The organism is Pseudomonas helleri (genome assembly GCF_009600315.1).
GTDB classification, from domain to species: Bacteria; Pseudomonadota; Gammaproteobacteria; order Pseudomonadales; family Pseudomonadaceae; genus Aquipseudomonas; species Aquipseudomonas helleri_A.
This window is the reverse complement of the sequence record NZ_WIWC01000015.1, coordinates 80,070-100,990: the sequence shown is the minus strand read 5'-3', so window position 1 is coordinate 100,990 and position 20,921 is coordinate 80,070. Positions and strand designations below refer to the sequence as shown.

The 20,921-nt window shown below is 57.1% G+C and carries 19 protein-coding genes; 10 read left to right on the top strand and 9 right to left on the bottom strand.

What is annotated here, in order from left to right:
• Window positions 1-115: 115 nt before the first annotated feature.
• From nadE to GHN86_RS11675, 3 genes are all read right to left on the bottom strand, one after another.
• Window positions 116-943 carry an ammonia-dependent NAD(+) synthetase gene (nadE, locus tag GHN86_RS11685; RefSeq protein ID WP_153380675.1) on the bottom strand — a complete coding sequence of 276 codons (828 nt, stop codon included), beginning with the start codon at window positions 941-943 and terminating at the stop codon, window positions 116-118.
• Window positions 944-946: 3 nt separating this feature from the next.
• On the bottom strand, window positions 947-2,161 hold the full coding sequence (pncB, locus tag GHN86_RS11680; RefSeq protein WP_153380677.1) for a nicotinate phosphoribosyltransferase: 1,215 nt from the start codon (window positions 2,159-2,161) through the stop codon (window positions 947-949).
• A 104-nt stretch (window positions 2,162-2,265) separates the two neighbouring features.
• Entirely contained in the window at window positions 2,266-3,168 is a 903-nt protein-coding gene (locus GHN86_RS11675; protein ID WP_153380679.1) for a LysR family transcriptional regulator, read from the bottom strand.
• A 139-nt stretch (window positions 3,169-3,307) separates the two neighbouring features.
• On the opposite strand from GHN86_RS11675, the gene GHN86_RS11670 reads away from it, so the two are divergent.
• From GHN86_RS11670 to GHN86_RS11630, 9 genes are all read left to right on the top strand, one after another.
• A complete protein-coding gene (locus GHN86_RS11670; protein WP_153380681.1) occupies window positions 3,308-4,798 on the top strand; it encodes an aldehyde dehydrogenase family protein in 1,491 nt (496 codons plus the stop codon).
• A gap of 163 nt (window positions 4,799-4,961) precedes the next feature.
• Window positions 4,962-6,245 (top strand): NAD(P)/FAD-dependent oxidoreductase, encoded by a 1,284-nt coding sequence (locus GHN86_RS11665; RefSeq protein ID WP_153380683.1) that lies wholly within the window; start codon window positions 4,962-4,964, stop codon window positions 6,243-6,245.
• Between the two features lie 341 nt (window positions 6,246-6,586).
• Complete coding sequence (locus GHN86_RS11660; protein ID WP_153380685.1) at window positions 6,587-7,723, top strand: branched-chain amino acid ABC transporter substrate-binding protein; 1,137 nt, start codon at window positions 6,587-6,589, stop codon at window positions 7,721-7,723.
• A 169-nt stretch (window positions 7,724-7,892) separates the two neighbouring features.
• Complete coding sequence (locus GHN86_RS11655; RefSeq protein ID WP_153380687.1) at window positions 7,893-8,807, top strand: ABC transporter permease subunit; 915 nt, start codon at window positions 7,893-7,895, stop codon at window positions 8,805-8,807.
• Between the two features lie 2 nt (window positions 8,808-8,809).
• Window positions 8,810-10,093: a high-affinity branched-chain amino acid ABC transporter permease LivM gene (livM, locus tag GHN86_RS11650; RefSeq protein ID WP_153380689.1), complete on the top strand. Its 1,284-nt coding sequence runs from the start codon at window positions 8,810-8,812 to the stop codon at window positions 10,091-10,093.
• Window positions 10,090-10,980, top strand: coding sequence for an ABC transporter ATP-binding protein (locus tag GHN86_RS11645; protein WP_153380691.1), 891 nt, complete (start codon window positions 10,090-10,092; stop codon window positions 10,978-10,980). The genes livM and GHN86_RS11645 overlap by 4 nt, the downstream gene beginning before the upstream one ends.
• The gene (locus GHN86_RS11640) at window positions 10,977-11,693 is read left to right on the top strand and encodes an ABC transporter ATP-binding protein (protein WP_153380693.1); all 717 of its coding nucleotides are present in this window, start codon (window positions 10,977-10,979) and stop codon (window positions 11,691-11,693) included. The genes GHN86_RS11645 and GHN86_RS11640 overlap by 4 nt, the downstream gene beginning before the upstream one ends.
• 708 nt (window positions 11,694-12,401) lie before the next feature.
• Window positions 12,402-13,169: an SDR family oxidoreductase gene (locus GHN86_RS11635; protein WP_153380755.1), complete on the top strand. Its 768-nt coding sequence runs from the start codon at window positions 12,402-12,404 to the stop codon at window positions 13,167-13,169.
• Window positions 13,170-13,238: 69 nt separating this feature from the next.
• On the top strand, window positions 13,239-14,144 hold the full coding sequence (locus tag GHN86_RS11630) for a cation diffusion facilitator family transporter (protein ID WP_323369435.1): 906 nt from the start codon (window positions 13,239-13,241) through the stop codon (window positions 14,142-14,144).
• Between the two features lie 124 nt (window positions 14,145-14,268).
• Here the strand turns inward: GHN86_RS11630 and GHN86_RS11625 are convergent, their stop codons facing one another.
• The 6 genes from GHN86_RS11625 to GHN86_RS11600 all read right to left on the bottom strand — a co-directional run bounded on the left by GHN86_RS11625 (window position 14,269) and on the right by GHN86_RS11600 (window position 18,546).
• Window positions 14,269-15,402 carry an AGE family epimerase/isomerase gene (locus GHN86_RS11625; RefSeq protein ID WP_153386631.1) on the bottom strand — a complete coding sequence of 378 codons (1,134 nt, stop codon included), beginning with the start codon at window positions 15,400-15,402 and terminating at the stop codon, window positions 14,269-14,271.
• 189 nt (window positions 15,403-15,591) lie between these two features.
• A complete protein-coding gene (gene ureG, locus GHN86_RS11620) occupies window positions 15,592-16,203 on the bottom strand; it encodes an urease accessory protein UreG (protein ID WP_153386629.1) in 612 nt (203 codons plus the stop codon).
• 9 nt (window positions 16,204-16,212) lie between these two features.
• Complete coding sequence (locus GHN86_RS11615; protein ID WP_323369436.1) at window positions 16,213-16,887, bottom strand: urease accessory protein UreF; 675 nt, start codon at window positions 16,885-16,887, stop codon at window positions 16,213-16,215.
• The gene (gene ureE, locus GHN86_RS11610; protein ID WP_153380698.1) at window positions 16,884-17,384 is read right to left on the bottom strand and encodes an urease accessory protein UreE; all 501 of its coding nucleotides are present in this window, start codon (window positions 17,382-17,384) and stop codon (window positions 16,884-16,886) included. Before ureE ends, GHN86_RS11615 begins: the two co-directional genes overlap by 4 nt.
• 160 nt (window positions 17,385-17,544) lie before the next feature.
• Window positions 17,545-18,177 (bottom strand): TetR family transcriptional regulator, encoded by a 633-nt coding sequence (locus tag GHN86_RS11605; protein WP_153380699.1) that lies wholly within the window; start codon window positions 18,175-18,177, stop codon window positions 17,545-17,547.
• Between the two features lie 96 nt (window positions 18,178-18,273).
• Window positions 18,274-18,546 (bottom strand): hypothetical protein, encoded by a 273-nt coding sequence (locus tag GHN86_RS11600; protein WP_153380701.1) that lies wholly within the window; start codon window positions 18,544-18,546, stop codon window positions 18,274-18,276.
• Window positions 18,547-18,795: 249 nt separating this feature from the next.
• Here GHN86_RS11600 and GHN86_RS11595 point away from each other — a divergent pair, with 249 nt between their 5' ends.
• Window positions 18,796-20,862 (top strand): AsmA family protein, encoded by a 2,067-nt coding sequence (locus GHN86_RS11595; RefSeq protein ID WP_153380703.1) that lies wholly within the window; start codon window positions 18,796-18,798, stop codon window positions 20,860-20,862.
• Window positions 20,863-20,921 lie beyond the last annotated feature (59 nt).

Genomic DNA, 20,921 nt, shown 5'->3' with positions numbered 1-20,921 from the left:
AAGGGCTCAATGTGTCGTATTAAAAAGTGTTCGCTATGTCTCCGAACATTCTGTTCGCGATGTCCCCGGTCCATACAGGGAGAGGGTTGGGGTGAGGGCAGCGGTACTCTCAGACTCAAGGCGCGAACGGCATCTCACGCTTGTGCTGGGTCTTTTCGTACGTCTTGCAGATGATATTGAACGCTTCTTCGCTCACCGGCTCGCCATGCAAGAACGCATCAATTTCGGCATAGGTTACGCCGTGAGACGCCTCATCCGGCTTGCCCGGTGCCAAATCTTCCAGATCTGCCGTCGGCACTTTCTCGACCAAATGCTCTGGCGCGCCAAAGAAGCGTGCAATCGCCCGCACCTGATTTTTCACCAGCCCGCTCAACGGCGCCAGATCACACGAGCCGTCGCCGAACTTGGTGAAGAACCCCATCACCGCCTCGGCCGCATGGTCAGTGCCGATGACCAGTCCGCCTGTAGCGCCCGCAATGGTGTACTGCGCCACCATGCGCATCCGCGCCTTGGTATTGCCCAGCACAAAGTCCACGGTGGCCGGGGTTTTGCCTTCAAACGCGGACACTTCAGCAGCCAGCGCCTTGACGGCCGGGCCGATGTTCACGGTTTGGCGCTCATCGGGGTTGATAAAGTCCACCGAGGCCGTCGCATCCGCTTCATCCTGCTGCACGCCATAGGGCAGGCGTACGGCGATAAAACGATAGGCCTGATCGCCGGACTGTTCACGCAGTTGCTTGACGGCTTTCTGGGCCATCAACCCTGCGGTCAGCGAATCAACCCCGCCGCTGATGCCCAGCACCAGCGTCTTGAGCCCGGAATTGACCAGGCAGCACTGAATAAAGGTAATACGGCGGGCGACTTCAGCCTCCAGCGCGTCCTGGTTTTTAAACGGCGGCTGGACCTTGAGGTCTTCAGCAATCTGACGCTGTACGGCCTGCATGATTCACTCCTTGGGAGACTGTTCGGGAACTTGGAAAACGTGGCGCAAGTAGGCGGCGAAATTAGGGTCGGAGCAATGGGTTTTACCCGGCTCATCGGAAATCTTCGCGACCGGCGAGCCATTACAACCCGTCATTTTAAGTACGATGCTCATCGGCTCCACACCCGGGATGTCGCAGGTCAGATTGGTGCCGATGCCGAAGCTGACGTTGATCCTGCCGCGCAACGCCCGGAAGATCTCCAGCGAGCGGGGCAGGGTGAGGCTGTCGGAAAACACCAGCGTCTTGCTCATCGGATCAATACCAAGCTTATGGTAATGGGCGATGCATTTTTCGGCCCAGACCACCGGGTCGCCCGAGTCATGGCGCAAGCCGTCAAACAGCTTGGCAAAGTACAGGTCGAAATCCTTCAGGAAGGCATCCGTGGTGATGCAGTCGGTCAGGGCAATCCCCAGCAAACCGCGATACTCGCGCACCCAGCAATCCAGTGCGGCGCTCTGACTGTCGATCAGTCGGGGGCCGAGTTGCTGATGCGCCATGATCCATTCGTGGGCCATGGTGCCCAGCGGTTTCATGTCCAGCTCGCGGGACAGGTGGACGTTGCTGGTGCCGACGAAACGCCCGGGGAAATCGTGCTTGAGCACGCTGACTACTTCTTCCTGCACGCGGTACGAAAACCGTCGACGCGTACCGAAATCGGCCACTTGCAGCTCAGACAGTTCTTCGGTGCTGGCATTGGCCTGCAACCAGTCAAACTTGCGATACAACTGCTCTCGCGCCTGCGACAGCACCGTATCGGCATAGCGCGAGCGGTTGCGCACTTCACTGACAATCGCCAGCAACGGCACTTCAAACAGAATCACATGCAGCCACGGCCCGCGCAGGCGGATAAACAGCTCGCCGTTCTCAATGCCCGTGTGCACGTAGCGCAGGTTGAAGCGAAACAACCCTAGAAACCGGATGAAGTCCGGTTTCATAAAGGTAATGCGCTCCAGAAAGCCGAGCTGGTCCTGAGTCATGCTCAATTCGCCCAAACGCTCGATCTGGTGGCGAATTTCGTTCAGGTACGGGCGCAAATCCTCACTGTTTCGGCAGCGAAATTCCCATTCAACTTCGACGTTGGGGTAGTTGTGCAGCACCGCCTGCATCATGGTCAATTTGTAGAAGTCGGTGTCGAGCAGGTTCTGCACGATGCGATCGGCAAATACACTCTCGCTCATAACGGCAATCTCCATGCTGGCCGTGCCTGATTGCCACGACGTTCAGCTTTTTCAATGAATGGCGCTAGTGGCGCATATACGCAGGCAGTATTGCCAGCGGTTTTTTAATTCTGCGGGTCATTGAGCTGCTCCATCATCCAACTGACAAAGGCGCGAACCTTGGGTACAGCCGCTGAATGCTCGGGGTAGGCCAAGTGGTAGGCATCCTGACTGGGTAGCGAATGCTGCCAGGCAATGACCAATTTACCGTCGCTCAATTCCTCTTCGACCAGAAAACGCGGCAGCAGGGCCACGCCGCATCCGACCTGCGCGGCGCGGATGCACATATAGAAGGTGTCGAAGCGCGGACCGTGGTAGCTGTGGTCGGTGTGCTGACCCTGGCTCTCAAACCATTCATGCCACGCCTGTGGGCGAGATGCATTTTGCAGCAGGACCAAATCCGTCAGTTGTGTCGGATCAGTGAACGGTGTGGCAGGCAGGCTGGACGGCGCGCACACCGCGACCAGTTCTTCGCCAAATAACTTCACACATTCGCTGCCCGGTCGCGCGCCTTGGCCGAAGTAAAAGGCCAGATCACAACGGCCTTGCAACAATTCGTCGGCTTCTTGCTCGTGGCACAGGTCGAGGTGAATCTGCGGATGACGTAACCGCCAGCCTTTTAACCGGGGTACCAGCCAGCGGGCGCCGAAGGTGGAGGGTGTGGCTACGCGCAATACTTCAGTTTCGCCGCCATAGGAGCGCAGCGTATGGGTCGACATTTCCACTTGGGTCAGGATTTTTCGGACTTCTACCAGATACAGCTCACCCGCAGGCGTCAGCTGTAAACGCCGCCTTACCCGGCGGAACAGCAAATGCTGGAGCAGCTCTTCCAACTGTGCCACTTGTTTACTGACGGCACTTTGCGTGAGGTTCAGCTCTTCTGCTGCACGGGTAAAGCTCAGATGACGGGTCACGGCTTCAAAGCACTGCAACGCGGCGATTGATGGCAGATAGCGTTTATTGAGCATCGGGCGGCCCTTTTGGGTGGATACCAGCGCAGCATGAATTTTCGGAATGATATCTCGCTTAAAGGTCGTTTGTTGCGGCGATGTGAGCCAGCTACAACTAATGGTCTGAGTTTCCGTTTATTGAGTTGAGGAGTGACCCATGGTTGCCGCATTGCTGGATCGTTTAGGGGTGAACCCCGCGCTGTACCAACAGGGCAAACACCCCGTGCATTCGCCCATTGATGGCAGCCAGATAGGCGTCGTGCAGTGGGAGGGGGCGGCCGAAGCCGAGCAGCAAGTGACCCGTGCCGAACATGCTTTTGACCTGTGGCGCAAGGTGCCGGCCCCGCGCCGTGGCGAACTGGTGCGCCAGTTGGGTGATGTGCTGCGTGAGCACAAGGCCGACCTGGGCGAGCTGGTGTCGTGGGAGGCGGGCAAAATCACTCAGGAGGGGCTGGGTGAAGTGCAGGAGATGATCGACATCTGCGACTTCGCGGTAGGCCTGTCACGTCAGCTCTATGGGTTGACCATCGCGTCGGAGCGTCCGGGCCACCATATGCGTGAAACCTGGCACCCGCTGGGCGTGGTCGGAGTGATCAGCGCGTTTAACTTTCCGGTGGCGGTGTGGGCGTGGAACACCACGTTGGCGTTGGTGTGTGGCAATGCCGTGGTCTGGAAGCCGTCCGAGAAGACGCCGCTGACCGCACTGGCCTGTCAGGCGTTATTTGACCGTGTGTTAAGCCGTTTTGAGGATGCGCCTGCGTACCTGAGCCAAGTGATTATTGGCGGTCGCGACGCAGGTGAAGCGTTGGTCGATGATCCGCGTGTAGCGTTGATCAGTGCGACGGGTAGCACCCGAATGGGCCGCGAAGTGGCGCCCAAAATTGCTGCCCGTTTTGCTCGCAGCATTCTGGAACTGGGCGGCAACAACGCGATGATTCTGGCGCCGAGTGCTGACCTGGACATGGCCGTACGGGCCATTCTGTTCAGCGCAGTGGGCACGGCGGGCCAACGCTGCACCAGCCTGCGGCGGTTGATCGCCCATGAATCGGTGAGAGAAGAAATTGTCGCCCGGCTCAAGGCTGCGTATTCCAACGTGCGCATTGGTCACCCGCTGGAAGGCAATCTGGTGGGGCCGCTGATCGATAAGAACAGCTTTGAAAACATGCGCGATGCGTTGGAACAAGCGTTGAGCGAAGGCGGGCGGGTGTTTGGCGGTGAGCGTCAGCTGGGTGACCAGTACCCGAACGCTTATTACGTGGCCCCGGCGATTGTGGAAATGCCGGAGCAGAGTGAGGTGGTGTGCAACGAGACGTTTGCGCCCATTTTGTATGTGGTCGGATATAGCGATTTTTCCGAGGCGGTGCGTCTGAACAACGCCGTGCCGCAGGGCTTGTCGTCGTGCATCTTCACCACCGATGTGCGTGAGGCTGAGCAGTTTATGTCAGCGACGGGCAGTGATTGCGGAATTGCCAACGTCAATATTGGGCCAAGCGGGGCTGAGATCGGCGGTGCCTTTGGTGGCGAGAAAGAAACCGGAGGTGGTCGCGAGTCGGGGTCGGATGCGTGGCGCGGGTATATGCGGCGTCAGACCAATACCGTCAACTACTCGCTGGAACTGCCGCTGGCGCAGGGGATTACGTTCGATTGAGGTGACGCCTTGCCCTCACCCCAACCCTCTCCCGGAGGGAGAGGGGGCTGACCGCACGCGGTTTCAAGAGCACCGCAAATCAGTCCCCTCTCCCTCTGGGAGAGGGCTAGGGTGAGGGGCTTTTGATTTTTTCGTGGTTAGGTTTCATTTCTGGAGCTTGGCAATGCCTTTACGCGAACAATGTCTGTGGGAAACCCTCACGCCGCAACGCCCCCAATCCCCTGCCTTCCACGGCGAAATCAGTGTCGATGTGTGCATCATCGGCGCCGGAATTACGGGTCTGTCAGCCGCCATCCATTTGCTCGAACAAGGCAAAACGGTCTGCGTTCTCGAAGCCCATCGCACTGGCCATGGTGGTTCAGGTCGCAATGTCGGGCTGGTGAACGCCGGGATGTGGATACCCCCCGATGACATCGAAGCCGGCTTTGGTCAGGCCGTCGGCAGTCAGCTTAATCGCATGCTCGGGGCCGCCCCGGCGCTGGTGTTCAGTCTGATCGACACCTACGGCATCGACTGTCAGCTGCGACGCGAAGGCACTTTGCACATGGCCCATAACGCCAAGGGCGAAGCCGACTTGCGCAGCCGTGAACAGCAATGGAAGCGTCGCGGTGCTCCCGTTGAATTACTCACAGGGGCCGCATGCGCAGCGGCCACCGGCACGTCGAAAATAGCCGCCGCCTTGCTCGACAGGCGTGCGGGTACCCTTAACCCTCTGGCCTACACCTCAGGGCTGGCCAACACTGCCACTAGGCTTGGCGGTCGCCTGTTTGATCATTCCGCCGTGACCGGGCTGGAACGTCAGGGGCAGCGCTGGTCTGTTCAGACCTCACGCGGTGCGGTGAGTGCTGAACAGGTGGTATTGGCCTCCAACGCCTACACCGAAGGCGAATGGACCGATCTGCGTCGTCATTTTTTCCCCGGTTATTACTATCAGGTCGCCTCAAAACCCCTGACCGATGACTGTGCAAAACGCATCCTGCCCGGCGGCCAAGGGTCGTGGGACACCCGGCAAGTCCTCAGCAGTATTCGCCGTGATGCCGAGGGCCGACTGCTGCTTGGCAGCCTGGGCAATGGCAATCAAAAACCCGCGTGGTTTCTCAAAGCCTGGGCCGATCGCGTTCAGCAGCACTATTTCCCTTACTTGAAAGGCGTGGAGTGGGACTGTACCTGGACGGGCTGTATCGCGTTCACACCGGATCACCTGATGCGTTTATTCGAGCCCGCGCCCGGTTTAGTGGCAGTCACCGGTTACAACGGGCGCGGCGTGACCACTGGCACTGTGGTCGGCAAAGCCTTTGCCGACTACCTGTGCCATGGCGATGCCAGCCAGTTGCCGATTCCCTTCACACCCATGCGGCCACTGTCTGGCACGGGCCTGCGCAGCTGTTTATACGAGGCTGGTTTTTCCCTGTATCACGCCGGTCAGTGTTTAAGGATTGTGATCTGAACCTGATAGTTCGTTTAACCCCCTCACTGAAAAAGGTGCGCCTTGTAGCAGTGACGCACCGAGAGTGTGCAGTTCGGTGACGTAACGGGTTACGACGTCGTAGGAAAGTTCAGGCCGGTCAGGAAGCCACTGGTGATGTGGCGGGTTAGGCCGATCTTCGATGCGTGGTATTACTTTCCCCGGTTTAGACAGTTGCCCGCCTGATGAACGGGGACATAAGGCGTCTGCCCAGCCCTGAAACAACCGCTTTTTTGAGAATAAAAAACCAATGGCACGCGGCTTGCTCTGCGCTTTACGTGAAGTCGAAGTGCCATCTAACAAAACCTCAGGAGCACCACCTCATGTCGCAGATGTTCTACAAGAAAGGTTTTCTGGCTCTCGCAGTGGCTGCTGCGCTGGGCGTTTCTTCGTTTGTTCAGGCTGATGTGAAAATCGGTGTGGCGGGCCCGATGACCGGTGCCAACGCGGCATTTGGCGAGCAGTACATGAAGGGTGCGCAGGCAGCCGCTGATGCCATCAACGCTAAAGGTGGGGTAAACGGGGAGAAGATTGTACTGGTAGCCGGCGATGATGCCTGTGAACCGAAACAGGCCGTTGCTGTGGCGAACCGTCTGGTGGATCAGGACAAGGTGATCGGGGTCGTTGGCCACTTCTGTTCGTCGAACACTATTCCAGCGTCCGAGGTGTACGACGAAGCCGGTGTGATCGCAATTACGCCAGGTTCAACCAACCCACAAGTGACCGAGCGTGGTTTGAATGCCATGTTCCGTATGTGTGGGCGTGACGATCAGCAGGGCATCGTGGCCGGTGATTACATTGTCGACGTGCTCAAAGGCAAGAAAGTGGCCGTCATCAACGACAAAGACACCTATGGCAAAGGCTTGGCCGACGCCACCAGCGCACAACTGACCAAGCGTGGTGTCAAACCGATTCTTGAGGAAGGCCTGACCCGTGGTGAAAAAGACTTCAGCGCGCTGGTCACCAAAATCCGCTCTCAGGGTGCAGATGTCGTCTACTTTGGCGGCCTGCATCCGGAAGCAGGCCCATTGGTACGCCAACTGCGTGAGGCGGGCCTCAAAGACGTGAAGTTTATGTCGGATGATGGCGTCGTTACCGACGAGCTGGTGGCCACCGCAGGCGGCCCGCAATACGTTGACGGCGTGTACATGACATTCGGTGCCGACCCGCGCAAGCTGCCAGAAAGTAAAGAAGTGGTGGATGCCTTCCGCAAAGCGGGCACTGAGCCAGAAGGGTACACCTTGTACGCTTACGCCTCGGTGCAAGCGCTGGCCGACGCCTTCAACGGCGCCAAGTCCAACAAGGGCGAAGACGCGGCCAAGTGGCTGAAAGCCAACCCGGTCAAAACCGTGATGGGTGAAAAAGCCTGGGACAGCAAAGGCGACCTGAAAGTCTCTGACTACGTGGTGTACCAGTGGGACAAAGACGGCAAATATCACCAGCTGGAAAAACAGAAGTGAGATGAGTCCCTCGACTGATCGGCATTTGGTTGCCGATCAGTCGTAGGGGGCATCGGCATCACCTGTCATCTTTTCCAAGAGTCGCGCTTGTCCCAGCCTGCTAAAACTGTCTGCCGACGGTGTGGCAGGTCTGGGCGTGCGCAAAGGCTCACCTGTGTGAGATTGCGTTATGGACGGTATCTTCCTGCAGCAACTGCTGAACGGTCTGACCCTCGGGTCTGTCTACGGCCTGATCGCCATCGGCTACACAATGGTCTACGGCATCATCGGCATGATCAACTTCGCCCATGGCGAGGTGTACATGATTTCCGCTTACCTCGCGGCAATCAGTCTGGCTCTGCTGGCGTATTTCGGTATCGAATCCTTCCCGTTGCTGATGTTGGGCACCTTGATTTTCACGGTCGTGGTCACCGGCGTGTATGGCTGGGTGATTGAGCGCGTGGCCTACAAGCCGTTGCGCAACTCCACACGACTGGCACCGCTGATCAGTGCCATCGGTATTTCACTCATCCTGCAAAACTACGTACAAATTGCCCAAGGTTCACGCCAGCAAGGCGTTCCGACCCTGCTCAGCGGCGCTTGGCGCGTCGATATAGGCACAGGCTTTGTGCAACTGACCTACACCAAAGTCTTCATCCTTATTGCCGCTTTCGTCGGCATGGGGCTGCTGACCTACATCATCAAATACACCAAGCTGGGTCGCATGTGCCGCGCCACGCAACAAGATCGAAAAATGGCGTCGATTCTGGGGATCAATACCGACCGGGTCATTTCTTATGTGTTTGTGATCGGTGCCGCAATGGCCGCGTTGGCCGGCGTATTGATCACCATGAACTACGGCACCTTCGACTTTTATGCGGGGTTCATCATCGGTATCAAAGCGTTCACTGCGGCGGTACTCGGCGGCATCGGCTCTCTGCCCGGTGCCATGTTGGGCGGCATTATTCTGGGAGTGTCCGAGTCGCTGTTTGCCGGGCTGGTCAACTCTGACTACAAAGACGTGTTCAGTTTCTCACTGCTGGTGCTGATCCTGATTTTCCGTCCCCAAGGCCTGCTGGGTCGTCCACTTGTGGCGAAGGTGTGAGTATGTCTGCAGCCATTAATAAACCGATTGATATCAAAAAAAGCGTTGTCGATTCGATCCTTGCCGGGTTGATCTCCTTGATTCTGTTCGGACCTATCGTGGGCGTGGTGCTCGACGGTTACAGCTTCAACTTGCAACCGGCACGGGTCGGTTGGCTGGTCGCGATTGTGATGGTGGGGCGTTTCCTTTTAAGCCTGTTTTTGCAGACCCCCAAGGGCCTGAAAATTCTTCAGGGTTTTGAATCCAGTGGCTCAGGTGTTCATGTGCTGCCACCGGACTACAAATCGCGGCTGCGCTGGATCATCCCGCTGCTGATCGTGATTGCCATCGTGTTCCCATTTTTCGCTAACAAATACATTCTGACCGTGGTGATTCTGGGGCTGATCTACGTGTTGCTCGGCCTTGGGCTGAACATCGTGGTCGGTTTGGCCGGCCTGCTCGACTTGGGCTACGTGGCGTTCTATGCCATCGGTGCCTACGGTCTGGCGTTGGGTTATCAGTATCTGGGGCTGGGGTTTTGGTCGGTGCTGCCGCTGGCGGCCATTGCAGCGGCGATGGCGGGGTGCATTCTCGGGTTTCCGGTGTTGCGAATGCATGGCGACTACCTGGCCATCGTCACGCTGGGCTTCGGCGAAATCATCCGTCTGGTGCTCAATAACTGGCTGTCGTTTACCGGTGGACCGAACGGCATGCCGGTGCCGTCACCGACGTTCTTCGGTCTGGAGTTTGGCCGCCGGGCCAAAGAGGGCGGCGTGCCGTTCCATGAGTTCTTCGGCCTGGACTACAACCCCAATATCAAATTCCTGTTTATCTACATCGTGCTGTTTTTGGTGGTGTTGCTGGTGCTGTACATCAAGCATCGGTTGACCCGCATGCCGATTGGCCGGGCCTGGGAAGCACTGCGCGAAGATGAAATTGCCTGCCGGTCGATGGGCTTGAACCACGTGCTGGTCAAGCTATCGGCATTCACCCTTGGCGCCTCGACTGCAGGGTTAGCCGGTGTGTTTTTCGCCAGCTATCAAGGCTTCGTCAACCCGTCTTCGTTCACCTTTTTTGAATCGGCGCTGATCCTCGCCATTGTGGTACTGGGCGGTATGGGTTCGACGGTGGGCGTGGTGATTGCCGCCTTCGTGCTCACGGTAGCCCCGGAGTTGCTGCGCAGCTTTGCGGAATACCGGGTGCTGCTGTTTGGTGTGCTGATGGTGCTCATGATGATTTGGCGACCGCGGGGCCTGATTCGCATCAGCCGTGTCGGGGTTAAACCACGCAAAGGAGTCGCGCCATGACCGATCTGGCCAAACAAGACGAAGTGGTGCTGAGTGTCGATAAATTGATGATGCACTTTGGTGGGATCAAAGCCCTCAGCGATGTGAGCCTCAAGGTTAAGCGCAACTCAATATTTGCCCTGATCGGCCCCAACGGTGCGGGTAAAACCACGGTATTCAACTGCCTGACCGGCTTTTACAAAGCCAGCGGCGGCCGGATTGAAGTCAATGCCCGTGGCACCCGCACCAACGTCATCAAGCTGCTGGGCGAACCGTTTCGCTTGACCGACTTTGTTTCACCCAGAGCGTTTGCCAGTCGGCTGTATTACAAAATGTTCGGCGGCACTCACTTGGTCAATCGGGCGGGCTTAGCGCGCACGTTCCAGAACATTCGCCTGTTCAAGGAAATGTCGGTGCTGGAAAACCTGCTGGTGGCGCAGCACATGTGGGTCAACCGCAACATGCTGGCGGGCATTCTCAATACCAAAGGCTACCGCAAGGCCGAAAGCGATGCGCTGGACCATGCCTTCTACTGGCTGGAAGTGGTGGATTTAGTGGACTGCGCCAACCGCTTGGCTGGTGAGTTGTCATACGGCCAGCAACGGCGACTGGAGATCGCCCGGGCCATGTGCACCCGCCCGCAAATCATCTGTCTGGATGAGCCAGCGGCGGGTCTCAACCCCCAAGAGACCGAAGCGCTGAGCGGGATGATTCGCCTTTTACGCGATGAGCATGACTTGACCGTCGTGCTGATTGAACACGACATGGGCATGGTCATGAGCATTTCCGACCACATCGTGGTGCTTGACCACGGTAACGTGATCGCCGAGGGCGGGCCTGATGCCATTCGCAACGATCCAAAAGTGATTGCCGCCTACCTGGGCGCTGATGAAGAGGAGCTGGTATGACGGGCAAGATCCTCGAACTCAAGGAACTGGACGTTCACTACGGGCCGATTCAGGCCCTGAAAAAGGTATCGATGCACATCGACGAGGGCGAAACGGTGAGCCTGATCGGCTCCAACGGTGCGGGTAAGTCCACGCTGCTGATGTCGATCTTTGGCCAGCCTCGGGCCAGCGGCGGGCAGATCCTCTATCAGGGCGTGGACATCACTCAGAAGTCTTCGCATTACATTGCTTCTCACGGTATTGCTCAATCGCCGGAAGGGCGCCGGGTGTTCCCGGACATGACGGTTGAAGAAAATCTGTTGATGGGCACCATCCCCATTGGCGACAAATACGCCACAGAAGACATGCAGCGTATGTTCGAGCTGTTTCCCAGGTTGAAAGAGCGGCGTGCCCAGCGGGCCATGACCATGTCGGGTGGCGAGCAGCAAATGCTCGCTATCGCTCGTGCGTTAATGAGTCGGCCCAAGTTGTTGCTGCTGGATGAGCCCAGTCTGGGGTTGGCACCGATTGTGGTGAAACAGATTTTTGGCACCCTGCGTGAGCTGGCTAAAACCGGCATGACAATTTTTCTGGTCGAGCAAAATGCCAACCATGCCCTGCGCCTTTCAGACCGTGCCTACGTGATGGTCAACGGCGAGATCCGCTTGACCGGTACGGGTAAGGAGCTGTTGAGCAACGACGAGGTGCGTAACGCCTATTTGGGCGGGCATTAGCGGCAGATAGAAAAGCCCCTTTTCAGGGGCTTTTTTTTTGCCGCTTGAAATTGTGGAAAACAATATTGCAACCCTACGAAAGCGCGACATAAAGCCGCTGTAATTCGCTGTTTTGTCATCATTTTGACTTGTCCCCGTTTGCTGTGGAGGTGCCTGTGGGTAACGTGGGAGTAGTTGGCTGCAGGCCTTTATTCATGTGGCTTTCAGAGCTGTGGCTGTTTTTTGTACAGTGACTTTCAGGAGGTTGGCCGCATTATTTGTCAACAGATTTATTCAGTTATATAGGCATTCATAAATGGCTGGGCAGCCTGTGGATAAGTCTGTGGTTAAACTCTGGAAAGAATGCGCTAGACGGTGTAATTGCTGGCTTCTGGCTATCTCCTTAGCGGTAACCGTCTGCACCTTTTTGGGGCGCCTGCATATTCGTCGTATTAAGGTCAAGTCATAAACCCGGTAAAAATCTCTGAACCCCGTGTAAACAGGAGCGTCCAGCTTTTTGACTTGCCCCCAAAGACTGTGGACGGGCCTGTGGATAAGGTGAGTGCACAGTGCTCCAGCCCATATAGAACGTGGGTTCGAAACGGTTGGTTGTTTTTCGTACAGTTGGGGGCTTTTCGCGCGGCCGGGTTGCCGCTGGAACGCAGTCGGGGCATGCTGCTCAGCGTCTATTTCAACGGCGGCCAAAGCCCGCCAGCCAAGGAGAACATGATGACTTCCACCCTGTTTATTACGGGCGCGACTTCCGGATTTGGTGAAGCCTGTGCACGCAAGTTTGCCCAGGCAGGCTGGAAACTGGTGTTGACGGGCCGACGTGAAGACCGTCTCAAGGCATTGTGCGATGAGTTGTCCAAGCAGACTGAAGTGCATGGTCTGGTGCTGGACGTGCGCGACCGTGCGGCCATGGAGTCTGCCATTGCCAACCTGCCGCCTGCGTTCAGCAAGTTGCGCGGGCTGATCAACAACGCAGGATTGGCCCTTGGCACTGATCCTGCGCCCAAGTGCGATCTGGACGACTGGGAAACCATGGTCGACACCAACATCAAGGGCCTGATTTTCACGACCCGTCTGCTGTTGCCACGACTGATTGCCTACGGCCGCGGTGCCGGGATCATCAATTTGGGTTCAGTGGCAGGCAACTATCCGTATCCGGGCAGCCATGTCTATGGCGGCACCAAAGCGTTCGTTAAGCAGTTTTCCCTGAACCTGCGTTGCGACTTGCAGGGCACGGGTGTACGGGTCAGTAACATTGAACCGGGTCTGTGCGAAAGCGAGTTTTCGCTGGTGCGTTTTGGCGGTGACAAAGCGCGTTACGACGCCACCTATCAGGGGGCTGAGCCGATCCAGCCGCAGGACATTGCCGAGACTATTTTCTGGGTGCTCAACACCCCGGCACATATCAACATCAATCGTCTTGAATTGATGCCTGTTACGCAGTCCTGGAGCGGTTTCGCCATCGAGCGCCACGCCAAGGAGTAAACTCGCGCCTGGCAGCCCACTCGCGGCCTCCTGAGGAGGCCGCACTCAATCGGGCTGAAAGGAGTTTGTGTGAGTAACCGTGGTGAGCAGAAACTGCTCAAACAATCGACTGTTTTAATGTTCGCGGTGGCCGTTGCCGGCATCGTGACGGGTTTTATGTCGGGATCAGAGTCCATCCTGTTTGACGGATTTTTCTCACTGATCGCGACCTTTATCAAAGTATTGATGTTAATCACCGCGCAATTGATCGCCAAGGAAAGCAATCAGCGTTTCCAGTTTGGCTTCTGGCACCTTGAGCCGATGGTGCTATTGATCGAAGGCAGCTTCCTGTTACTGATTGCGATCTATGCCTTTCTCAATGGTGTGTTCGGCATCATCAATGGCGGACGAGATATTGAGCTGGGGCTGGTCATTGCCTACGCGGCGGTGTTTACCGTAATCGAATTTGGCTACTACTTCTGGGTACGGCGCAAAAACCTCAAGCTCAAATCAACCCTGATTCAGTTCGACAACATCAGTTGGCTGGTGGATGCCATGTTGTCGGTGGGCCTGTTGATAAGTTTTGTCACGGCTCTGGTGTTGAAACAGCAAGGTTATGCACAGTGGGCGGCTTACGTTGACCCTGCGATTCTGATCTTGCTGGCGCTGAGCATGTTGGCGCCCGCGTTCAAAATCCTTAAACCGGCTTTGCGTGATGTGCTCGGTATTGCGCCGGACAGGCTCGATGACAAGGTGCGTGAAGTGCTGGAAGAGATGTCGGCCCGGCATGGCTTTGAAGGTTATAAAACCTATGTGCAGAAGCATGGGCGGGCGCGTTTTATCGAAATCCACATCGTGTTGCCGACGGGTTATCCACTGACCAGCATCAAGACGCTGGATGCGCTGCGCGAAGAAATTTCCGGGATGTTGGGCAAGGCGGACAGTGCTCGTTGGCTGACGATCAGCTTTACCGGAGATCGAAAGTGGATTGCTTGAGCTGAAAGCCCCTCACCCTAGCCCTCTCCCAGAGGGAGAGGGGACTAAAGCAAAAACAAATACGTGTAACGCCGCAAATCAGCTCCCTCTCCCTCTGGGAGAGGGTTGGGGTGAGGGTTTTGCATTACCCGAAAAACTGCGCCAAGCCGCTATAGCACGTCGCCAGGTGATACGGCGTCGTCGACGGCATATCTTCGCGGCTGACGTTGCCCTCGCCATCCCGACACTCGTACCAGCCACCGGCATGCAAAAACTGGTGCTGCAACGCCAGCAACTGGCGTTGCAAGCGCGGTACGTTGTCGGACCGCAAGGTCAGGGCACGCAGGTATTCAGCCTGGGCCCAGATGCGTTGTGTGCCATCGCGTAGCGTGCCATCAGGCGCCAGCATCCCGCACACGGCACCGCTCTGGGGATTGACCCCCACCTGTTCGGCAAAGTCGAACGCACGATCCAATGACGCGTGCAGAGCGCTATGACGCAACAACGGCGACGATTCCAGCAAATACAGCCATTCAAACTGATGCCCCGGCTCAAACCAGTTATCCACAGACCCTCGCGGTTTTTCCAGCATCACGTTATGCACAGGTTCGATAAAACGCAGCTGCATACCGTCTGCCAGCGCCAACAAGGCGCCTTGCACGGCGGCATCGTCACGCACTGACAAGGTGGCCAGAAAAGCTTCGGCCAAGTGCATCAGCGGGTTTTGCAGCGGGCCGCTGTTGAGTGAGGACCAGTCTTGATCGAGGCTGGCTTCGTACAGACCCTGACCATCGCTAAAGCGCTCGTTGACCACTTGCAGCGCGGCGTTGAGTGCTGACTCGACTATCGGCTCGCGGACTCTGGCCCAGTAATGGGCGCAGGCGAAGATGATAAAAGCGTGGGTGTACAAGTCTTTGCGGGTATCCAGCGGCGCCCCTTGAGGGTCGATGCTGTAAAACCAGCCACCGTGCTCAGCGTCGTGAAAGCGGCTTTGCAGCGAGCGGAACAAATCTGCCGCGCGTTCGGCAGCGGCGGGGAAGGCCGGGTCGCCGATGAGGCTGGAAAACACATACAGCTGACGGGCGCAGGCCATCGCCCGATAGCGCTGAGGCGGCAGCGGCCGATGCTCGGGGCTGAGCGCCTCGTAAGGTAATGCCAGTTCGGCATTCCAGCCGGGGCCTTGCCACAGCGGCACAATGACCTGACGGAAATGCTGCTGCACGGCCGCAAAGGTGGCAGTCAGTTCAGGTGCGAAAGGAGAGTGAGTTACATCAGGCATTGGCGGGCGTCGTCACGGCTGGGGCGTTTGCGCGACATGATACACCTCTGTGGCAAACGCGTCGTAGCAGTTGCCGAAGGCTACGTCCGATTGCGCAGCGATCGCAAACCCTGACATCGCGGTTTAATGAATGAGCGCATCCATCGCGTTTACGACGGCTTTGCCGCCGGACGCCGCCTTCGGCAGCTGCTACGGAACCAACAAACCCTGCCGCTCAATAAACGCCACGATGGTCTCAAGCCCGTGCCCGGTCTTCTGATTACTGAACACAAAGGGTTTTTTCCCGCGCATGCGCTTGGTGTCGCTGTCCATCAATTCAAGCGAAGCACCGACCAGCGGCGCCAGGTCGATTTTATTAATCACCAGCAAATCGGACTTGCAGATTCCCGGCCCGCCCTTGCGCGGCAGCTTGTCGCCTGCCGACACGTCGATCACGTAAATTGTCAGATCAGAAAGCTCCGGGCTAAAAGTCGCCGACAAGTTATCCCCACCCGATTCCACCAGAATCAGATCCAGCCCCGGAAATCGCCGAGTCAATTGATCGACGGCTTCAAGGTTGATCGACGCGTCCTCACGAATGGCCGTGTGCGGACAGCCGCCGGTTTCAACACCGATGATGCGCTCCGGCGCCAGCGCTTCGTTACGCACCAGAAAGTCGGCGTCTTCGCGGGTATAGATGTCGTTCGTCACCACGGCCAGGTTGTACTTGTCGCGCAGAGCCAGGCACAGGGCCAGGGTCAGGGCCGTTTTGCCGGAGCCTACCGGGCCGCCGATGCCGACGCGTAAAGGTTGTGTGTTCATGACATTCTCCTAGGAACGAAACAGACGGCTGTACTGGCGCTCATGGGCCATGCTCGCCAAAGACAGGCCAAATGCGGCGCTGCCCATGTGGGATAAGTCGAGAGCGCTGGCGTGCTGCTGAGCCTGCTGCAGCGCGGGTGACAGCTCGCTGGTCATGCGCTGAGCCGCTTGTTGGCCCAGCGGCAAGGTTTTCATCAGCACCGCCAATTGGTTTTCCAACCAGCTCCACAGCCAAGCCGCCAGTGCATCCTGTGGCTGAATGCCCCAGGCACGCGCCGCCAAGGCCCAGCCGAGAGCCAGATGCGGTTCGCTTTGTTGGGTGAGAAACAGGCGCGCGGGTGCGTCCAGTTCAGGCAGCCCCATGAGCAATTGTTGCAAGGAATAGCCCATTTGCCGGCTTTCCTGATGCAGCTCCCGGGTTTCGCGGCTGGTACGGTGTTCGTCGCACAAGTGCTGCAAGCGCTGCCAATCTTCGTCCGCTGCTGCCTGGCAATGCGCCAGTAATAGTGGCGCTTCAAAGCGCGCCAGATTGAGCAGCAACTGATCGCTGATCCAGCGGCTGGCGGTCACCGGGTCAACTACGCGGTCATTGTCGACGGCCATTTCCAGCCCTTGGGAATAGCTATAACCGCCAATCGGCAGCTGTGGGCTGGCCAGTCGCAGCAGCGCCCAGGCCGGGTTCACAAACGCACGCCAAACTGATGCAGGCGCGGCGCATAGTTGAAATCTTCTTCACCGGCTCTGGAATGATGATGTCCGCCGCCATAGGCGCCATGCTCCGGTTGAAACGGGGCGTCGATGGTTTCGGTGTGGGCGCCCAACTGATCAAGCATGGCCTTGAGCACATAGTCATCAAGCAAGCGTAACCAGCCGTCCCCTACTTGCAGCGCGACATGGCGGTTGCCCAGGTGATAAGCGGCTCGAGTCAGTTCAAAGGCATTGCTGCACGTGACGTGCAGCAGTTTTTCGGGGCTGGCGCACACGCGTACGATGCGACCGTCCTGAGCCTGAAGAAATTCGCCGTCGTGCAAAGGCGATTGACCGCGCTCAAGAAACAGGCCGACATCTTCGCCGTCAGTGCTGAAACAGCGCAGACGGCTTTTGCTGCGGGCTTCGAAGTGCAGGTGTAACTCGGCGCTCCACACGGGGTGGGGTTGAACTCTGCGATGAATCACCAACATAGGAAGGCATCCTGCGAATGACAATGCCTTGAGCAGAGCAAAGGCCGCGCCAACCTGATGGTGTGCCGTCAACGTGTAGGAAAAAAGACTCAGAAGGGTGCGATAAGGTCAAAACTGGTGCGTGATTTGTTCGCCTGCGCACCAGCAAGGTGCGCGCCGGTTATTCGGTGCTGCCCAAACCTTGCCAATGTTTGAGCCCGATAAAGATAAAACGCAGTTGCTGACTGATCTTGGCTTGAGGCTGTAAGTAATCGGGCAACATCTCACCGGGCGGGTCGATGACATCGGGCAAGGCAGCGAACACGCTTTTAACGACCAGATCGGCAATGACGGTCAAGCCGGCATGATTCAGATGCCGCAATTTGGGCTTTGAGCCCAAGTCAGTGGCCAAATCCAACGTAATGTCTTCGCGCAGGGCGCCGATGGCCTGACGAACCAGCTGGGAACCGCCGTATTGCTCGCGGGCCAAAAACAGAAATTGAGAGCGGTTGGCTTCAACCACATCGAGAAAAATACGCACCGAGGCGTTGATCACTCCGCCCATAAACAGTTCGTTGTGACGCACCAGGCGAATGGTTTCGCGAAAGGTCTGGCCGACTTCGCTGACCAGCGCCAGGCCCAACTGGTCCATGTCGCTGAAATGGCGATAAAACCCGGTGGGTACAATGCCAGCCGTTTTGGCGACTTCACGCAGGCTCAGGCTGCCAAAGCCGCGTCCCGATTCCATCAAGTGGCGGGCGGCGTCCATCAGTGCAAGGCGGGTTTGTTGCTTCTGTTCGGCGCGGGGCAGCATCGGGGCTGGTATTCCAGACAAGTACAGCGGCGCACTCTAGCAAATCGGCTTTGATGACGTCGAACGCTGTGTTGCTCTCAATCCACGGTGCGAGCCTTAACTCGCACGTTGATTTCGTTCAGCAAGACGATCAGCGCCACCTTCAGCAACAAAGGTGCTGCTTCGAGTGCTGTCATAGCCATCTTCGGCAACACGGTTTTGCTGGTCCAGCGTGCGTTGGGCGCCGTCTTCAGCGACCGGATCGAGTGGCTGGCTCAAAGTGCTGGTGGTGGGTTGAACCATTGGGGTCGGCTCCTCAGCAGCAGGCACCGCAAAGGCATTAAATGCCATCAGTGACAGACTAAGGCCAAACAGGACTGGGCGTTTCATGAGGTATGTGCTCCGTAGCAGTGCAACCAAGTGGGTATGGCGCTAATGCTACGCTTACCGAATCATTATCAAAGTTCATACGGCCAATGGTGATAATCAACAAAATTGATTGTCCAGAGCGAAGCGCTCTAGCCCAATGCTCTTGTAGGTTTTTTCCTAAAGTTGAAGTCGGATTAAACCTTAAGTCCTGTTTGCCAGTCGTACATTCATTAGCGTTGGGACGTTCAGTTTTCAAAAAGGAGCCATGATATGACGCGCACCCGAAAAACCCTTGCTTGGGTGATCGGCATTTTTTTCCTGTTGGTGGCCGTGTTGGTGGTGATCCTCGCGACTTTTGACTGGAACCGCATCAAACCGACGATCAATAGCAAAGTGTCCGACATCCTCCATCGCCCGTTTGCCATTAATGGCAATCTGGCGGTGCGCTGGCAGCGAGAAGAAGGCGAGGGCGGCTGGCGGGCTTGGGTGCCGTGGCCTCACGTGATTGCTGAAGACATCACGTTGGGTAATCCCGAGTGGTCGAAAAACCCGCAAATGGCCAGTTTGAAGAAGGTAGAAGCGCGTTTGTCACCCTTGGCGTTATTGACCGAGACACTGGCAATCCCGCGCATCGACCTGACTGAACCCAGTGCCAACCTTGAGCGTTTGGCGGATGGCAGGGCTAACTGGATCTTTACCTTCGACCCTAAAGATCCCGATGCCAAACCTTCTGACTGGACGGTGGATATTGGGGCGATTGGCTTCGATAAAGGTCACGTGACCTTGAATGACCAAACCTTGAAAACTCGATTGGATGTGGTCATTGACCCATTGGGCAAGCCGATTCCGTTTAGTGACATCGTCGGGGCAAAGGAAGCGAAAAAATCTCAGGAAAAGGGTGCTGCTGCGCAAGACTATGCCTTTTCCTTGAAGGTTAAAGGTGAGTATCACGGTCAGAAACTCAATGGCACCGGCAAAATTGGCGGTTTGTTGGCATTGCAGGACGCAGGCAAACCGTTCCCGCTGCAAGCACAAGTCAGCATTGCGGACACGAAAGTTGCCTTGGCCGGTACGCTGACTGATCCGCTCAATCTGGGCGCACTGGATTTACGCCTGAAACTGGCGGGTAGCAGCCTGAGCAACCTCTACCCGCTGACGGGTGTGACCTTGCCCGACTCGCCACCTTACTCCACCGATGGCCATCTGATCGCCAAGCTGCATGAACCGGGCGGTGCCGTATTCACCTATGAAAACTTTAACGGCAAGATTGGCAGCAGCGATATTCATGGCGAGCTGAAGTTCGCGGCTAGCCAGCCACGGCCAAAGCTGTCCGGCAAGTTGGTGTCCAACCAGTTGTTGATGGCAGACCTGGCTCCGTTGATTGGTGCCGACACCAATACCGAGCAAAAAGCCCGAGGCGGGGCCAGCAAACAGCCAGCGGGTAAAGTGCTACCCGTTGAAGAGTTCCGCACTGAGCGCTGGCGCGACATGGATGCCGATGTGGAATTTACCGGTAAGCGCATCGTGCAGAGTGCCGAGTTGCCGTTTACTGACCTCTATACCCATGTGGTACTGAACAATGGTGAGCTGAGCCTTGAGCCCCTGCGTTTCGGCGTGGCGGGCGGCAAGCTGGATGCGCAAATCCGCCTCAATGGCCGCAGTACCCCGCTGGAAGGACGGGCCAAGTTGACCGCACGTAATTTCAAGCTTAAGCAGCTGTTCCCGACCTTTGAACCAATGAAAACCAGTTTTGGCGAGTTGAACGGGGATGCTCACCTTTCGGGGCGTGGCAACTCAGTGGCCAAATTGCTGGGCACGGCCAATGGTGGCTTGAAGATGATCATCAACGACGGCGCCATCAGCCGCAGCCTGATGGAAATCGCCGGGTTGAACGTGGGTAACTACGTGGTGGGCAAGATCTTTGGTGACGAAGACGTGAAGATTAATTGTGCGGCGGCTGACGTGGGTATCAAGGATGGTTTGGCGACTTCTCAGTTATTTGTGTTCGATACCGAGAATGCGATTATTTACATTGATGGCACCGTCAACTTGGCGACAGAGCAATTGGACTTGAAAATCACGCCTGAATCGAAGGGGTTCAGGGTATTTTCGCTGCGTTCACCGTTGTATGTGCGCGGCACATTTGGCAATCCATCCGCTGGAGTCCAGGCGGTGCCGTTATTGTTGCGCGGTGCTGGGATGGTGGCGTTGGGTGTGATTGCAGGTCCGGCGGCAGGGTTGTTGGCGCTGATTGCGCCTAGCGGTGGCGAGCCTAATCAGTGCGCGCCGCTGTTGCAGCAAATGCAGCAGGGTAAAGTGCCGAAAACGGTGAAGTAAGCCTGCCCTCACCCCAGCCCTCTCCCGTAGGGAGAGGGGCTAAAGGCAAAAGCAGATAT

Excerpts from the sequence above, each read along its gene's own strand:
- GHN86_RS11655 (WP_153380687.1), top strand. The coding sequence starts at position 7,893 with ATGGACGGTATCTTCCTGCAGCAACTGCTGAACGGTCTGACCCTCGGG.
- GHN86_RS11665 (WP_153380683.1), top strand. The coding sequence starts at position 4,962 with ATGCCTTTACGCGAACAATGTCTGTGGGAAACCCTCACGCCGCAACGC.
- GHN86_RS11635 (WP_153380755.1), top strand. The coding sequence starts at position 12,402 with ATGACTTCCACCCTGTTTATTACGGGCGCGACTTCCGGATTTGGTGAA.
- GHN86_RS11595 (WP_153380703.1), top strand. The coding sequence starts at position 18,796 with ATGACGCGCACCCGAAAAACCCTTGCTTGGGTGATCGGCATTTTTTTC.
- nadE (WP_153380675.1), bottom strand. The coding sequence starts at position 943 with ATGCAGGCCGTACAGCGTCAGATTGCTGAAGACCTCAAGGTCCAGCCG.
- GHN86_RS11645 (WP_153380691.1), top strand. The coding sequence starts at position 10,090 with ATGACCGATCTGGCCAAACAAGACGAAGTGGTGCTGAGTGTCGATAAA.
- livM (WP_153380689.1), top strand. The coding sequence starts at position 8,810 with ATGTCTGCAGCCATTAATAAACCGATTGATATCAAAAAAAGCGTTGTC.
- ureG (WP_153386629.1), bottom strand. The coding sequence starts at position 16,203 with ATGAACACACAACCTTTACGCGTCGGCATCGGCGGCCCGGTAGGCTCC.
- GHN86_RS11605 (WP_153380699.1), bottom strand. The coding sequence starts at position 18,177 with ATGCTGCCCCGCGCCGAACAGAAGCAACAAACCCGCCTTGCACTGATG.
- GHN86_RS11675 (WP_153380679.1), bottom strand. The coding sequence starts at position 3,168 with ATGCTCAATAAACGCTATCTGCCATCAATCGCCGCGTTGCAGTGCTTT.
- GHN86_RS11640 (WP_153380693.1), top strand. The coding sequence starts at position 10,977 with ATGACGGGCAAGATCCTCGAACTCAAGGAACTGGACGTTCACTACGGG.
- pncB (WP_153380677.1), bottom strand. The coding sequence starts at position 2,161 with ATGAGCGAGAGTGTATTTGCCGATCGCATCGTGCAGAACCTGCTCGAC.
- ureE (WP_153380698.1), bottom strand. The coding sequence starts at position 17,384 with ATGTTGGTGATTCATCGCAGAGTTCAACCCCACCCCGTGTGGAGCGCC.
- GHN86_RS11660 (WP_153380685.1), top strand. The coding sequence starts at position 6,587 with ATGTCGCAGATGTTCTACAAGAAAGGTTTTCTGGCTCTCGCAGTGGCT.
- GHN86_RS11670 (WP_153380681.1), top strand. The coding sequence starts at position 3,308 with ATGGTTGCCGCATTGCTGGATCGTTTAGGGGTGAACCCCGCGCTGTAC.
- GHN86_RS11600 (WP_153380701.1), bottom strand. The coding sequence starts at position 18,546 with ATGAAACGCCCAGTCCTGTTTGGCCTTAGTCTGTCACTGATGGCATTT.
- GHN86_RS11625 (WP_153386631.1), bottom strand. The coding sequence starts at position 15,402 with ATGCCTGATGTAACTCACTCTCCTTTCGCACCTGAACTGACTGCCACC.